At 49.0% G+C, this 15123-nt stretch carries 14 protein-coding genes and 1 riboswitch; all 14 genes read left to right on the top strand.

Features of this window, described 5'->3' with window-relative positions; all coding sequences use genetic code 11:
• The first annotated feature begins 5 nt into the window (after positions 1 to 5).
• The 14 genes from prmC (at position 6) to HW560_RS08505 (ending at position 15096) form a co-directional block, all read left to right on the top strand.
• Positions 6 to 890: a peptide chain release factor N(5)-glutamine methyltransferase gene (gene prmC, locus HW560_RS08435; RefSeq protein WP_179265760.1), complete on the top strand. Its 885-nt coding sequence runs from the start codon at positions 6 to 8 to the stop codon at positions 888 to 890.
• An 85-nt stretch (positions 891 to 975) separates the two neighbouring features.
• Complete coding sequence (locus tag HW560_RS08440; protein WP_090903504.1) at positions 976 to 2196, top strand: FtsW/RodA/SpoVE family cell cycle protein; 1221 nt, start codon at positions 976 to 978, stop codon at positions 2194 to 2196.
• A gap of 215 nt (positions 2197 to 2411) precedes the next feature.
• Positions 2412 to 3632, top strand: a complete 1221-nt coding sequence (locus HW560_RS08445) for an FtsW/RodA/SpoVE family cell cycle protein (RefSeq protein ID WP_179262762.1) — start codon at positions 2412 to 2414, stop codon at positions 3630 to 3632.
• 620 nt (positions 3633 to 4252) lie between these two features.
• The gene (locus HW560_RS08450) at positions 4253 to 5812 is read left to right on the top strand and encodes a glycosyl hydrolase family 18 protein (protein WP_256222269.1); all 1560 of its coding nucleotides are present in this window, start codon (positions 4253 to 4255) and stop codon (positions 5810 to 5812) included.
• Between the two features lie 292 nt (positions 5813 to 6104).
• Positions 6105 to 6764 carry a stage II sporulation protein R gene (spoIIR, locus tag HW560_RS08455; RefSeq protein WP_179262764.1) on the top strand — a complete coding sequence of 220 codons (660 nt, stop codon included), beginning with the start codon at positions 6105 to 6107 and terminating at the stop codon, positions 6762 to 6764.
• 332 nt (positions 6765 to 7096) lie between these two features.
• Positions 7097 to 8206, top strand: a complete 1110-nt coding sequence (locus tag HW560_RS08460) for an L-threonylcarbamoyladenylate synthase (protein WP_373564993.1) — start codon at positions 7097 to 7099, stop codon at positions 8204 to 8206.
• A 172-nt stretch (positions 8207 to 8378) separates the two neighbouring features.
• Positions 8379 to 8939, top strand: coding sequence for a manganese efflux pump MntP (locus HW560_RS08465; RefSeq protein WP_064641890.1), 561 nt, complete (start codon positions 8379 to 8381; stop codon positions 8937 to 8939).
• 124 nt (positions 8940 to 9063) lie between these two features.
• The gene (locus HW560_RS08470) at positions 9064 to 9636 is read left to right on the top strand and encodes a low molecular weight protein arginine phosphatase (protein WP_090903508.1); all 573 of its coding nucleotides are present in this window, start codon (positions 9064 to 9066) and stop codon (positions 9634 to 9636) included.
• Positions 9637 to 9751: 115 nt separating this feature from the next.
• A riboswitch (ZMP/ZTP riboswitch) is annotated at positions 9752 to 9833 on the top strand.
• Between the two features lie 139 nt (positions 9834 to 9972).
• On the top strand, positions 9973 to 10566 hold the full coding sequence (locus HW560_RS08480) for a TIGR01440 family protein (RefSeq protein ID WP_179262769.1): 594 nt from the start codon (positions 9973 to 9975) through the stop codon (positions 10564 to 10566).
• A gap of 216 nt (positions 10567 to 10782) precedes the next feature.
• A complete protein-coding gene (gene glyA / locus HW560_RS08485; protein WP_143067069.1) occupies positions 10783 to 12030 on the top strand; it encodes a serine hydroxymethyltransferase in 1248 nt (415 codons plus the stop codon).
• 426 nt (positions 12031 to 12456) lie between these two features.
• On the top strand, positions 12457 to 13086 hold the full coding sequence (gene upp, locus HW560_RS08490) for a uracil phosphoribosyltransferase (RefSeq protein ID WP_053782842.1): 630 nt from the start codon (positions 12457 to 12459) through the stop codon (positions 13084 to 13086).
• Positions 13087 to 13124: 38 nt separating this feature from the next.
• Positions 13125 to 14282 (top strand): non-hydrolyzing UDP-N-acetylglucosamine 2-epimerase, encoded by a 1158-nt coding sequence (wecB, locus tag HW560_RS08495; protein WP_076287588.1) that lies wholly within the window; start codon positions 13125 to 13127, stop codon positions 14280 to 14282.
• 186 nt (positions 14283 to 14468) lie between these two features.
• The gene (locus HW560_RS08500; protein WP_076287589.1) at positions 14469 to 14723 is read left to right on the top strand and encodes an AtpZ/AtpI family protein; all 255 of its coding nucleotides are present in this window, start codon (positions 14469 to 14471) and stop codon (positions 14721 to 14723) included.
• Positions 14716 to 15096 (top strand): ATP synthase subunit I, encoded by a 381-nt coding sequence (locus HW560_RS08505; protein WP_090903511.1) that lies wholly within the window; start codon positions 14716 to 14718, stop codon positions 15094 to 15096. Before HW560_RS08500 ends, HW560_RS08505 begins: the two co-directional genes overlap by 8 nt.
• The last annotated feature ends 27 nt before the right edge of the window (positions 15097 to 15123 follow it).

The raw sequence follows: 15123 nt of genomic DNA on the forward strand, positions 1-15123 counted from the left end.
TTGTCATGACGCCGGAACAGAGTTGTCGGGAAGCCTTCGTGGAGGCTTCCTCTTTTTTGGAGAAGTGCGGCGTGTACGAGCCGCACAACAATGCCCGGCTGCTGCTGGAACATGTACTCGGCCGCGAAGGGACCGAGTACTATATGATGCAGCCGGAGCCCTTTCCCAGCGAGCTTCGCAGCCGCTGGGAAGACGCCGTCACGCGCAAGGCTGCGGGTGAGCCGGCGCAGTACATCATCGGCAGCCAGGAATTCTATGGGCTGCCGTTCGAGGTCACGCCGGCCGTGCTGATTCCGCGGCCGGAGACCGAGCTGCTGGTCGAGGCTGTGCTGCGCGAAGCCGACCGCGTGTTTCCCGGCGGCGCTCCGTTCGCCGTCGACATTGGCACGGGCAGCGGGGCAATCGCAGTGACGATGGCTGCGCAGCGCCCGCGCTGGCAGGTAGGCGCCGGAGATATCTCGGCGGCTGCCCTGCAAGTGGCCGCGCGGAACGCGGCCGCGAACGGGGTACAGATCGACTTCCGTGAAGGCGATCTGCTGGCCCCGTTCGCAGGGGTACGGGTGGACATCCTGGTGTCCAACCCGCCTTACATCCCGGCGGCAGATATCGCCGGGTTGCAGCCTGAGGTGCGCGACCATGAGCCGCGCACGGCACTGGACGGCGGCCCGGATGGACTGGGGCCGTACCGCATCATGCTGGAGCAGCTGGCGCTGCTGCCTGCACCACCGCAGATCATCGGTTTTGAGCTGGGTCAGGGACAGGCCGGGGACATCGCAGCTCTGCTTGAATCGGCCGGATATTGGCCGGAAATTATCGTCGTGCCAGACCTTGCAGGCATTGAACGGCATGTACTGGGTGTTCGTACTTCGGAACAGGTGACGAAAATGTAAGGTTCCACAGGTTTTCTTTTTGCCGTGAAATCCTCTACAATGAGATATACCGAAGATTGCTGAATGCTTGGAGGAACATAACTACATGCTGCATAAATTCAAAAAAATAGACTATTCGATTGTTTTTATATTGCTCATTCTGATGGCTATTAGTATTTTGTCGATTTATAGTACCACCTTCGGCCGACCGAAGTGGGAGGCTTATCCCCAGAAAGCAGTAATTTTTTACATTATCGGTTTTATTGTGTTTTTCGGAATGTCCATGATTAACTACAAATTGATCATTAAGAATTACCTATACATTTATGGTGTGGGCATGATACTGCTTATTCTTGTTATGTTTATCGGTAAGGAGTACTACGGCGCTCAAGGATGGTTATCCATATTTGGCCTGAGCTTGCAGCCTGCCGAGCTATTCAAACTATGTCTGATTGTCTTTCTGTCAGCACTTCTGGCGAGAAAGAAAAACAGGCCGTTATTTTTTGGACGAGACGTTATCCCCATCTCGCTCTGTGTGCTTCCTCCGTTGCTGCTCGTCTTGCTTCAGAATGACTTGGGGAATGCGCTGAGTTATGTCGTTATCCTGATAGGGCTTCTCTGGATAGGCAATATCAAATTTACGCATGCCCTGATCGGTTTTGTTATAGCGGTGGCCGCTCTGATTGGTGGAACACAAGCCTATATTCATTACCATGATGAAATTGTAAGATTTCTGAAGGACATTGGTCGCTCTCACTGGGCAGATCGTTTCGACCCCTGGCTTGTACCGGATCAGACGTCAAGGGACGTGCTCTGGCAGACCTACAATGCCAAGTTGGCTATAGGCTCTGGAGGTATTAGCGGTAAAGGATACTTGGAAGGTACCACGATTCAGTCGAATCGGGTGCCGCTGGCCTATGCGGATTCGATCTTTGTGCAGATTGGTGAAGAATTTGGTTTTGTTGGAGCATCGGTGCTGCTCCTGCTCTACTTTATTTTGATTCACAGGCTGGTGCTGATTGCACTGGAATGTAAGGATAGGGCAGGACCATATCTGATTGTCGGTATTATAGCCATGCTGCTCTACCAGATCTTTGTCAACATTGGTCCATTCATTGGTCTGATGCCGCTGACAGGGATTACACTGCCGTTTATCAGTTTCGGGGGCACCTCGCTTGTTCTCAACATGCTTAGTATGGGTCTTGTGATGAGTATCAAAGTGCATACAGAAGAGAACGAGGATATTCTCGGTTCCGCAGAACAGCCAAGCATTACGGAGTTGGTATTGAAGCTATTTAGACGCAAATCAACGCAGCAGGAGCAATAGTCTTTATCCAAGGACAGACTCTTTGCGGAGTGAATACGATATAAGTTAACCCTGGAATCAACAGATCGGAGCAAGATGGATCTGTGGGTTTCAGGGTTTTTCGTTGTGTTGTTTGACGGATTTCCAATTTGTCTTCCAATTCTATACAATGGTAATATTGAAGACTACTGGAAATAATTATTGGGTTATTGAGCCTCAGGGGGATACGTGGGAACATGCTGAGAATGCTGAAGAAGATGGACGGGGTTATTCTGTTTGTGTTGCTGCTGCTTATGGTCATGAGTGTATTTACGGTGTACAGTGCGATTCAGTCCGATCCGAAACTTGGAAATCATCATATCAAAACCTTGCTGTTTTACGGGATTGGATTCGTAGCCATCATTGGTATCGGATTAGTCAATTATAAACTGTATATCCAATATGCGTTTTATATTTACGCAGTTGGAATCGTCCTGCTGATTCTTGTCAACTTTGTAGGTGGCACGATTAATAATGCGAATGGCTGGATAAAGATTAGTGAGAGTCTCACTTTTCAACCAGCAGAATTGTTTAAAATGATCTTGATTCTGTTTCTGGCGCATGTATTGGTCAAAAGAAAAAATTCTACGCTTCGTTTCTGGAAAGATATCGTGCCCATCGGGTTATGGACGTTCGTTCCCTTTGCGTTAGTAATGGCTCAAAATGACCTGGGAAACGCCCTCGGATACATCGTGATTCTGGTCGCCGTGTTATGGATAGGGAATATCAAGTGGTCTCATGCATTAATTGCTCTTGCTATTGTGGGGATCACCTTTTTTGGATTCGTCAAAGCATATACGTCGTATCACGATGAGATTTTCACCTTTCTGGAAAAGGCGAACCGTGAGCACTGGGCCGAGCGAATTGATCCTTGGCTTGTACCGGATAAAGCAACGTCGAAAGCTTCCTGGCATACGAAAAATGCGGGTCTGGCCATAGGCTCGGGAGGCATAACAGGCAAAGGTTACATGCAAGGCACATCTGTTCAATCGGGGCGTGTACCGTATACATACTCGGATTCCATTTTTGTGGTCATTGCCGAGGAGTTTGGTTTTGTAGGCGGATCTGTTCTGCTCTTACTGTATTTTATCCTCATTCATCGTATGGTATTAATCGCATTACACTGTAGAGACCGGGCAGGACCTGTGGTGATTGTAGGTATTATCGGGATGCTGTTATATCAGGTGTTTGAAAATATTGGCGCTTTCCTTGGGCTGATGCCGCTTACGGGCATTACGCTGCCGTTTATCAGCTATGGGGGCACCTCGCTGCTCATTAATATGGCATGTATCGGGCTGGTGATGAGTATTAAGTTGTATGGTCAGGAAGACGAGGACGAGCTTCTTATGGGAGAACAGCGAGCTACCTTATTAGAACGTTTGTGGAGTATGGTCCAAAAGGAAAAGACAACAGCGTAATCCTGAACTTTGGTATGATTCATCTTCGCTATAGAAATCCAGCTTCCCATTCAGAGGATGTTGGAGTAGGTTATGGAGCAGTAAGTTTTTGGTTTGTTAGTCCGATCTTTGCCTGCGCAGCTAGGCGAAGATCTTTTTTTATTTTTAAAGGCAGTGAGAACTTTGAATTTTAAATGAATGACAAATTTAAATTTTATTGACAAATATTTCAATTCTGTATTATCCTAATTTTAACTATACTCAGAATAAGTCAGCAGTCCTGGAGAATCCTTGTTTTCCTCGTGTCTCTCAGATCAGCATTCGATATTCCATTCTTATCGTCCTGGTTACACTTCTACAAATTCTATTGGTTCCTGTACAGAACATCCAATGGCTTGTTTATTTCTCAATGAAATGAAATCGATTTCACAATTAATTGTAAACGCTTACTTTCTTTTAGTTCTATCTGATTTGAAATTGAGAGGATGAGAAGCCATGTGTTTTAACAAGTTTGGCAGTGCAGCGGCTGTGATCAAGGAAGAGGTGCGTAGTGCGGTACGTGGGCCTCCTGCCGAAGTGGGATGTGGGCGAAGGATCAGGTCGCTGAATGATTAATTTTAAACCCAAAAGGAGAGTTTGAAATGAATAAAAATCGAGTTGTTAAGACCCCGTCGATCGTCAACGTGTTCATGCTCTTGTTTTTATCTTTTGCACTAACCGTTTCGACATTTGCCATCGGACCAGCGAAACAAGCTGACGCAGCTCCTCTTCCAAAGAAAATTATTGCTTATGTGGCTGGTTGGGCCAACTGGACCGCGAATGATATTAAGGCAGAACAGCTCTCTCATATCAATTACTCCTTCGCTCTCATCTCCAACGGCAAAGCAACAATCACAAATTCAGATCGTACCAAACTGCAACTGATGGTAGGATTGAAATCCAGAAACCCTGACCTGAAGGTGTTATTGTCTGTTGGCGGTTGGGGAGCTAATGGTTTTTCAGACGCTGCGCTAACGGACGCCTCACGTACAACCTTTGCCGACAGTATTGTGCAGCTGGTAACCTCCAACAATCTGGATGGCGTCGATCTGGATTGGGAATATCCGACCAACCCTGCGGCCGGAACAACTGCGCGACCGCAGGATAAACAAAACTTCACACAACTGCTCTCGAAGGTTCGTGAGAAGCTGAATGCTCAAGGGCAGATTAATGGCAAGCAATATCTGCTGACCATTGCCGCAGGAGCGAGCAGCAGTTATCTGAATGGTGTGGAGATCAATAATATCACGCCTCTGCTCGATTGGATCAATCTGATGACTTACGATTTTCATGGAACCTGGGATGCAACCACAGGTCATCATACGAATCTGTCCGGAAGAGATATCAGTGTAACGTCCGCGGTCAATCTGTTCAGAAATAGCGGTGTTCCCGCGAATAAACTGGTCATTGGCGGAGCTTTTTACGGCCGGGCCTGGACGGGTGTTCAGAATTCGAACAATGGTCTGGACAGGCCCGCTTCCGGTGGTTTTGAACCCGACTACAACACTATTGTCAGCCAATATTTGAATAAAAACGGGTATACACGGTACTGGGACAGCAGTGCCCAAGCTCCTTATCTGTTTAATGGAAATACCTTTATCTCCTATGATGACCCGCAATCGCTCAGCTTGAAGGTGCAATATGTGAAAAATAGCAATCTGGGTGGCATCATGTTCTGGGAGTACAGCAATGACCGCTCAGGTGCGCTGCTTCAGGCCGTATATTCAGAGGTTACGGGTGGTGGGACGGTGCAGCCTCCAAATCCAAGCGGGTACAACTATCTGGTTGCTCAAGCCAATCAGCAAATCGTCTCTGCCGAAAATCAAGGCAATGACCAGCTTGTCGCCAATCGGACGACCGCAGGAGACTGGGAGCTTTTTGAATGGATTACGAACTCCGATGGAACGGTGTCCCTCAAGTCCAAAATCAATAATAAATATGTCACAGCAGATGTTAATGTGGGTGGTGCCCTGATCGCAAAAGCGACAACCATTCAGCAATGGGAGAAGTTCAATCGTGTGGATTTGGGTGATGGAACAATCGCGCTGCAGGCACTTGCCAATAACTTGTATGTAACCTGTGATCTGAATAATGGCGGTAAGCTTGTAGCGAGCCGCAATTCGGTTGGCGGGGCCTGGGAAGCTTTTCGGGTCAATAAGTAACAGAGAAGCAAGGGCATCCATACAGCATGCTAATTGGAACATCAAGGGTAGGTTAGAGATTTTAGATTGTTCAAAGAAGTGCCAGCCGACAAGCGTTCCATAGGCAGGCGCTTTTTTGATTTTCGTCAGTTTCATGAGCGAGCTAACAGTCTTTTGTTTTAGGTCTAACCCGCCTATTAAAATTTTAGTAGATTTGTAATCTAGCAGGTTTACTTCCGCCCCTTCCGGGCATACTGATAGACATGAGAGAGTTACAGGGATCATGATCACGGGAGCCGAGGGGGAGAACGGAATGAGCAGAAGAGTCGTGAAACAAATTGGACTTATAATTGTATGTCTTATGATGATTATTATGATGTGGGAAGGTCAGAAAACGGATGCAGCTGTGGCGGCCACAGCGATTCCAGAACAATCCATTCGCTTACGTATTCTCGCAAACTCGGATGCTGCGGGAGATCAGTTGGTCAAACGCGAGATTCGTGACGCCGTCGTTGCCCAAATGAATGAGTGGGTAACCGAACTGGAGAATCCGCAAAGTCTGGAAGAAGCGCGTGGGGTCATTCGTCAGCATCTATCTGAAATTGAGGATCGTGTGGGAGAAGAGCTTGCCAATCGTGGCTTAACCTATTCGTATCAGGTTGAACTCGGAGTGGTTCCGTTTCCAACCAAATTATATGGGGGTACCGTATATCCTGCTGGAGATTATGAGGCAGTACGGATAACACTGGGTAAAGGTGAAGGTCAAAACTGGTGGTGTGTGTTGTTTCCACCATTGTGCTTCATAGATGCAGGAACAGGGGATGCACTGGCGAAGCCTGCAACAGCATCAGCAGCTGCCGCAGAGCCTGGGGACGCACAAGCATCTGTGCAGGCAGCTACACCGGAAGCGCGTTTCTTCTTATGGGATATGGCGGTCAAATTGTGGGATTGGGTAACGGGATTGTTTGCATAACTGAATGAACATGCTGCTGGATATAAGCTTTATCAGGGGACTTCGATTCAGGGAAGTGCCCTTTTGTTTTATCATAGGCTCGAGTCAAAGATCGCATGATGTTAATCGCTGGGAAGATTCAGACCGCATCCTTGGGCAGAGCAGATATGTTATAATTATAGGAATCAGAAAACATAAGTGAATAAGGCATCGCGGAAGTGTGATGTCTTGCATTAACTACCCTACTGAAGTTTAGGAATGATGGATATATGACAAGAGAGAACAAGCAATTGCATCAGTCTTCCATGAAAGGCATGGAGAACGATGAACGTACAGAGGAAATGGTTACGAGCATGTGGGATGTCAATGTACTGCTAGCCAATGAGAACACGGATGATGTGGCAAAAGGGAGTGCGTATAAACAGGCTCTTGTTTACTTACAGGATGCCGCAGCCTGTCTTCGTCAAGGACAAACCGTGGCATTCCCAACCGAGACGGTATACGGTCTGGGCGCAGATGCTCGCAGTACAGCTGCGGTGGAAGCTGTATTTGCAGCCAAGGGGCGGCCTTCAGACAATCCGCTGATTGTTCATATTGCACAGCGTGACCAGTTGGATTCGCTGGTCACAGATGTGAATGGCACAGCGGAGGCTCTGATGGCAGCCTTCTGGCCGGGGCCGCTTACGCTTGTGCTGCCGGTTAGGCCAGGGGCGGTATCCCCGCGGGTTACCGCCGGTTTGGACACGGTGGCCGTGCGGATGCCGGATCATCCGGTGGCCTTGCAGTTGATCGCGGCGGCGGAATGCCCGGTCGCCGCGCCGAGCGCCAACCGCTCCGGGCGGCCAAGCCCGACACTCGCCGCACATGTGCGCGAGGATCTGGCAGGCCGCATCGGCGGCATCGTGGACGGCGGCCCCACCGGGGTGGGCGTCGAGTCCACGGTGGTGCAGGTCGGTGACGACGGTACTGTCACCATCCTGCGCCCTGGCGGCATTACGGCGGAACAGCTGTCCGCCGTTGCCGCCCGTGTCGCCACGGACCCGGCGCTGCTCGCCGAGGGGCCCGGTGGCGATGACAGCCCGGCGCCGCGCTCGCCGGGCATGAAGTACACGCACTACGCGCCCGCAGGTGCGCTGTGCGTGGTGGAGGGGCCGCCCGCAGCGGTGGCGGCCTGGATCAGCGCCGCCCTCGCAGAGGCGGCGCAGCGCGGGGAGCGCACCGCGGTGCTGGCGTTCGCCGAGCACGCGGAGCAGTACCGCGCCGATGCCGTGTTCTCGCTGGGCGATGCCAGCGAGCTGGAGGAAGCAGCGCGCCGGCTGTACGCCGCGCTGCGCAGCTGCGATGAGCAGGGGGCCACATATATTGTGGCTGAAGCCTGCTCGCGCGAAGGGCTGGGAGCAGCCGTCATGAACCGGCTGCTCAAGGCGGCAGGTCACCGACTCATTCAGGTCGGTGACCGATAGCTCCCTTTTTCCATAATATCGCTATGAATATTTCCCTCTGGCACCTGACCTCTAGCCACGACTAGCCAATCATTCTTTGAATGCAGCTATGGAAAACGCCTTCTCAGGTCATGTTTATGTTCTTGTCCGCATATGGTGTACAAGAACCTTTACGTGACTTGGGGGTATGGGGATGTGGGATGTGTCTGCCCATGTAGGGCAGTTGGTAACCATTTTGATTATGGCCGTCGCTCTCGGACTCGACGCGTTCTCACTCGGCATCGGGATTGGCATGAAGGGCATTCGGATGAGAGACGTATTGCGAATCAGTACCGTAACGGCCCTGTTTCACATCATCATGCCGCTCATCGGCATGTACACGGGCAAATACGTCAGCTCCCTGCTTGGTGACATTACGACATATGCAGCTGGCGGTCTGCTGGTCCTGCTCGGCGCCCATATGATCTTGAACGCTTTCCGGGAGGGAGACACCAAACTGGTGGATCATCGATCTCTGCTCGGTGTGATTCTGTTCTCACTGAGTGTCAGTGTGGATTCGTTTTCCGTTGGAGTCTCGCTTGGCATGTTCAGCAGTGATTTGGTGTTAACGGTGCTGGCTTTCGGTGTCTGTGGTGGAGTAATGTCCGTCATGGGTCTGCTGTTGGGACGGCGTGTGAGTCAAAACATGGGGGATTACGGGGAAGCGGTCGGCGGAGCGATCTTGCTCGCTTTTGGACTTTTGTTTATATTTTAAAATACACCGTTAATAATGATTACAGCCTAGTGCAGTCTTCGATATATAGTTATGAGTTTCATTGGTTCAGATGGAGTTTCAAACATGATTCGACAACATTTGCAAAATGGGGAGGCTAACCACAATGAAACATATTTTGTTTGTATGTACAGGGAATACATGTCGCAGCCCCATGGCGGAGGGACTTTTACGTAAACTGGCGTCTGAGCGGGGCATTCAGGTGGACGTTCGTTCCGCGGGTGTAGCCGCAACTACGGGCATGCCGATTTCCCGTCATGCGGAGGCCGTATTAAGGGATCACAACGTTGAGGGACCGCCTCATTCGACGCTCTTGAGCTCTAACCTGGTCGGTTGGGCCGATTTGATCCTTACGTTGACACGCAGTCATAAACAGCATGTTATGCAGGTTTTTCCTGACTCTATACACAAGACGTATACCTTGAAAGAGTATGTGGAAAATGACGAACAAGTCCTGAATGATCTTCAGGAACTGGACAGCCTGTTTGCGACAATGGAAATGAAACGTGCGCTAGGTCAGGAAATTTTGGCGTCTGAACGTGAGCGGGCGATCGAGATCAGACAACGCATACCGAGCTTTGATATTTCGGATCCGTTTGGCGGCAGTCGTGATGATTACAACATCGCTGCGGCAGAGATTCGGACTGCACTCGACAGACTTTTGGACAAGCTGGATTAATTGGATTTGCTTAATCATTCCCAGCTGCCGATGGTTTTCCATATAAAAACGTACACGGGATGTAAATTACCCGTTGATTTTAAACGCAGGTTGTTTTATGATGAATGGGAAAACAGGGATCCGGTGTAACTGGCGACGAAGTGGGCATAACCACGATGGAGCACCGGAACAAACGGCCGGTCGCCTGGGCAAAAGAGCAATTCTGCGGTACCCGCAGACTGCTCTTTTTTTCGTCTTTCATCTGATTATTCGCTATAATAGTACCTGAAATGCCATGTAAGAATACCAAGGGCAGCCAAGAGGAAGCCGGGCATGATTTTATCGGGAGGCGATAGGATGAATATTGAGTTAGATTCGGAACAACCCGGATTGCATGAACAGACCGCATCCATTCTGCGTGAACTGGCGCTTGCCGGACAGCTTGGACCTGGACAGATCGTGGTGATCGGTACAAGTACAAGTGAAGTTGCGGGCAAACGGATTGGTACAAGCGGTGCGGTTGAAGTGGCGCAGCAGCTTCTTGCGGGTATACGCGAGGTGCAGCAGGAGTTCGGTTTTGATGTTGTATTCCAATGCTGTGAGCATCTGAACCGGGCACTGGTTATGGAGCGTTCATTGCTTACACGTCTTGGATTGACTGAGGTTGGTGCAGTACCCGTGCCCAAAGCAGGCGGTTCCATGGCATCCGCAGCGTATCGTTCGCTGACCGATCCATGCCTGGCTGAACATGTGCAGGCCCATGCGGGACTGGATATTGGGGAGACGATGATTGGCATGCACTTGCGGCATGTGGCAGTACCCTTCCGAACATCACTCCGCTACATCGGTGATGCCCGAGTAACTACAGCACTGACCCGTCCGAAGTTGATTGGCGGCGAGCGTGCAGTGTATCGTATGGAAGAGCAACCAGATTCGACATTTTGTGACTAACGTATAAACCGAAACGATTGGTTACACTCCTGACTTCGATTGCATCACCATCTTACGATCGCTGTTATCCCCAGATTTTTTTGAATCTCTTATATAAGGGGAAATCCGGTGATAAAGGCGAACGCTCTGCTTCTCCAGATTGGTGTTGCACTCTCCGTTTTCGTGTAAACATGATTTCGCTTTATAACTTCACTTATAACTGGGAGGAATTTAATCATGGAACAATTGCGCAAGAATGACCCGGCAGTACTGGAAGCGATGAATCTTGAACTGAAACGTCAACAAAACAACATTGAGCTGATCGCGTCCGAGAACATCGTAAGCGAAGCGGTAATTGAGGCAATGGGATCTGTACTTACCAACAAGTACGCTGAAGGATATCCAGGCAAACGTTACTACGGTGGTTGTGAGCATGTTGATATCGTTGAAGATATCGCCCGTGATCGTGCCAAAGAATTGTTTGGAGCAGAACATGTGAATGTTCAACCTCACTCCGGTGCACAAGCGAACATGGCAGTATACCTTGCGGCTCTGAAACCAGGTGATACCGTTCTGGGTATGAACCTTGCGCATGGCGGACACCTCACACATGGTAGCCCGGTTAACGCTTCCGGATTGCTGTACAATTTCGTGGCTTACGGTGTACAAGAAGATACATTCCTGATTGATTATGATGAAGTGCGCAAAGCGGCATTCAAACATCGCCCTCGTATGATCGTTGCAGGTGCAAGTGCATATCCGCGTATCATTGATTTTGAAAAGCTTGCTTCCATCGCTAATGATGTAGGTGCTTTGTTCATGGTGGATATGGCTCACATCGCAGGACTGGTAGCTGCAGGCTTGCATCCAAGCCCGGTTCCACATGCGCATTTCGTAACGACAACAACTCACAAAACGCTGCGTGGACCTCGTGGTGGTATGATTCTGTGCCGCAAAGCTTGGGCAGCAGCCATTGATAAAGCGGTATTCCCGGGTTCCCAAGGTGGACCTCTGATGCACGTAATTGCTTCCAAAGCGGTAGCATTAGGTGAAGCACTGCAACCTTCGTTCAAAACGTATGCACAAAACGTGGTGAAAAATGCACAAGTATTGGCTGAAACGCTGATTGCTGAAGGATTGAACATCGTATCCGGCGGTACAGACAACCACTTGATGCTGATCGACACACGCAGCGTGAATATCACAGGTAAGGAAGCCGAGCATGTACTTGATTCCATCGGCATTACCGTGAACAAAAATGCAATCCCGTTTGATCCAACCAGCCCGTTTGTAACGAGCGGTATCCGGATCGGTACACCTGCTGCTACTTCCCGTGGTATGAACGAAGAAGCAATGGTAGCCATTGGTAAGATCATTGCCAAAACATTGAAAAACCCTAAAGATGCAGCTAAATTGGATGAAGCCCGTGCGGAAGTAACGGCGCTCACCGACAAATTCCCACTCTACACAGATCTTAAATACTAAAAAAACTTGCTCGTGCTGTTTGTATTTGAGATGTTCTAAATGTAAACATACAGACGGAGCAAACCGAAAGAACCTGAAGAAGCGTAGCGCTCGCCTTTATCACCGGAATTCCACCATTTATTAATGGATCAAAAGAATTCTGGGGATAACAGCGATCAGAAGGTCATTCGGTTTGCGGAGCTTCATAGTGTTTACACATTTTTTAACATTCAACTGACATAACAGCGAGAGCAAAAAGGACCGGATGACTCATGTTTCCGGTCCTATTTTTATAGGATTTGGTTTTCTGTAATGATTAAGTGCCCTTTGATGGTGTAATTCGGTGTAGGTGATGATATAATATACAGGATTTATCGGGCCTATGAATGGTGATTAGGCATATTTGGTAATGCTGAACATGAAGAACATACCGGAGGGACAAATTAGATGGGAAAATTAGTAATATGTGATCACCCTTTGATTCAACACAAACTGACGTTTATACGCGACATGCGTACGAATACGAAAGATTTTCGTGAATTGGTGGATGAAGTGGCTACACTGATGGCTTATGAGATTACAAGAGATGTTGAGCTGGAGACTATTGATGTACAGACACCAGTAGCTGAAACACAAGGAAAAGTCATTTCCGGACGTATGCTTGGGCTGGTTCCGATTTTGCGCGCGGGCCTTGGAATGCTGGATGGTGTTGTGAAATTGTTGCCAGCTGCAAAAGTAGGACATGTAGGTCTGTTCCGTGACCCGGAAACCCTGCAACCGGTTGAGTACTACACCAAGCTGCCTACGGACGTTACAGAGCGTCAGTTGATTGTCATCGACCCGATGCTGGCAACTGGCGGTTCTGCCATTGCTGCTATTGACGTGCTCAAAAAACGCGGTTGCACGCAAATCAAAATGATGAACCTTGTTGCAGCTCCTGAAGGCGTAAAAGCTGTTCAGGATGCACATCCGGATGTAGACATCTACGTTGCTGCACTGGACGATCGTCTGGATGATCACGGCTATATCGTTCCCGGACTGGGAGATGCAGGAGACCGTCTGTACGGCACTAAATAAGCATATTGCATGCTGAATAGAAAAGGGGCTTTGCTTCAATGTCCAAGAAAATTAAAGTCATGACAATATTCGGGGTGCGCCCGGAAGCCATCAAGATGGCTCCGCTTATTTTGGAACTGCAGAAACATCCCGAATCTATTGAATCGATCGTATGCGTTACTGCACAGCATCGTCAGATGCTGGATCAGGTTCTTGAAGTATTCAATATTCATCCAGACTACGATCTGGATGTGATGAAAGATCGTCAGACGTTGAATGAAATTACGATTCGTGTGCTGGGAGGCCTGGAGCCGGTTTTGCGTGAAGCAAAGCCGGATATTGTGCTGGTTCACGGTGATACGCTGACAACGTTTGTAGCCAGCTATGCTGCGTTCCTGCAGCAGATTCAGGTGGGTCATGTGGAAGCAGGTCTTCGTACGTGGAACAAGCTCTCTCCATACCCGGAAGAAATGAACCGTCAGTTAACCGGAGTGCTTGCTGATTTGCATTTTGCGCCTACGGACTGGTCGTCTTCCAATCTTGCCAAAGAAAATAAATCGGAGTCTAGTACGTATGTCACAGGCAACACGGTAACAGATGTGTTTCAATATACAGTACGGCAGGATTACACACATCCAGTACTAGATTGGGCACAGGGAAAGCGTCTTGTGTTGATGACAGCTCACCGCCGTGAATCCCAAGGCGAGCCTCACCGTAACATTTTCCAGGCCGTCAAACGGATTGCCGACGAGTTTGAGGATATTGCCATCGTGTATCCGGTGCATCTAAGTCCTGCTGTGAAGGAGCCGGCTCACGCGATCTTGGGGAATCACCCCCGTATTCAACTTATTGATCCACTAGACGTGGTGGATTTGCATAACTTTTACCCGCATACTCACTTGATTTTGACAGATTCAGGCGGTTTGCAGGAAGAAGCGCCTTCGTTTGGTGTGCCTGTTCTCGTCCTTCGGGATACTACGGAGCGTCCGGAGGGAATCGAGGCTGGAACACTGGAGCTGGTGGGTACCGAAGAGGAACGTGTATATGAGCGGACCAAAGCTCTGCTTACAGACGAAACACTGTATGCAAGCATGAGTCAGGCTGCCAATCCTTATGGTGATGGACATGCTTCGGAAAGAATTGTCAATGCGATTTTGCATCATTTTGGTGTGAATAGTGAACGTCCGGAATCATTTCACAGAAAATTCAAAAAATAATTCATTTTTTCTGACGGATTATTAAAGGGTACAGTATACAGTTAAACTGTACGGTTTACGCGGGTTTATGGGCTCTGATGGCCTGTATTCCCGTCGTTTTCCCCTTTAAAACGCTAAAATCATTCAATTGACAAAGGCTCTCATCATTCAGTAAAATTAACTGGGATTGCAAGGGTGGCGTGGAAAATGGCCGATTCGAACAAACCAAATTCATCCCGTAACCATGACGATAATGTGTGGAAAGCGATGGGGCTCGTGACAGCTTTTGGAATCGAGATTGCCATTCTCGCTGTTGCCGGATATTACGTTGGCTCCTGGTTGGACAAGACCATCGGGGGTAGCGGAATATGGATCGCCGTAAGCGTTCTCTTTTTTTTGGCAGCAGGCGGCGTAAGCATCTACTTTATCGCGAAAAAATTCATGGGGGAAAGTGATGAGTGAACTAACCAGATACCGCAGATGGATGACTGTTTTCATCATGTACTTTCTTATGATTTGTTTTCTCGCAGCGGCCTTTCTGCCCCGTGTGGAAACAATAGCTTTGGGACTGGCCCTTGGAACGGTGATCAGTTGGATCAACGCTTCGTATCTGGGTCGCAAAGTCAGGAGAATGTTGGATGGTGCAGCGGAAGGAAACCTTAAGCGAGTGAACCTGGGATTTTTGACTAGAGCAGCTCTCGCAGTACTCGCTATTTTCATGGCGATGCAGTATCCGCAATACTTCAATTTATATGCGGTTGTAGCTGGCTTGGTCATAGCGCAATTTTCCTTACTATTTATAGGGATATTGTTGTCCCGCAAAGCAGACTCATAGTGGTGCTGCAAGCTTTCGAATGAGAAA

This window comes from Paenibacillus sp. E222 (assembly GCF_013401555.1).
In the GTDB taxonomy this organism is placed as follows: Bacteria; Bacillota; Bacilli; order Paenibacillales; family Paenibacillaceae; genus Paenibacillus.